This window comes from Streptomyces sp. AC627_RSS907 (assembly GCF_019049165.1).
In genome coordinates this window covers 1-714 of record NZ_JAGMUE010000362.1, presented here as the reverse complement: position 1 = coordinate 714, position 714 = coordinate 1, and the positions used below count along the sequence as shown (strand labels likewise).

Sequence of the window (714 nt, the reverse complement as noted above, 5' to 3'; positions counted from 1 at the left end):
CTGCGCCATGCACCTGGACGACGCCCTGCTCACCGAGTTGACCGAAGACCGGATCGCCGCCGTCATGGCCCCCAAGATCACCGGAGCGGCCGTCCTCGACCTCCTCCTGCGCGACCGGGAGTGCGACCTGTTCCTGATGTACTCCTCGGAGTCGGCCACGCTGGGGAACGTCAAGCAGACACCGTACGCGGCCGGCAACCTCTACCTTGAGGCGCTCGTCCGCCGTCGCCGCCAGGAAGGCCGGCCCGGCCTGGCCATCGCCTGGGGAGCCATCGCTGACGTGGGCTACGTGGCGCGCAACGGGCTGGGCGCGGCCATGGAACACATCGGGCTTGGCCTGCTGCCCGTATCCGAGGCGCTCGCCGCCGCCGGCACGCTGCTGGGCTCGGACGCCGAGGTGGCCGGTGTCATCCGCAGTGACTGGGGGCGGGGGATGCGGCTGATGCCCTCCCTCGGCAGCCCCCGGCTGTCGCCGCTGCTGCCCCAGAACACCGCGGGTGACGGCCTCGACCACGAGGAACTGCTGGGCACACTGGCCCGCATGTCGGGGGACGAGGCGCTCACCCACCTGACCGAACGGCTCACCGAGATCCTGGCAGGCGTCCTGCAGATGGACCCCGAGGGCATCGACCCGCACGGCCGGCTGGACTCCTACGGACTCGATTCGCTGATGGCGACGGAACTCCTGGTCACCCTCAACCAACGCTTCAACGT

Annotated in this window: 1 protein-coding gene; it reads left to right on the top strand. The window is 70.3% G+C overall.

The genetic code is table 11. The features are described from left to right. On the top strand, window positions 1-714 hold a 714-nt coding region (locus tag KUM32_RS35790), incomplete at both ends, for a beta-ketoacyl reductase (protein ID WP_217146086.1).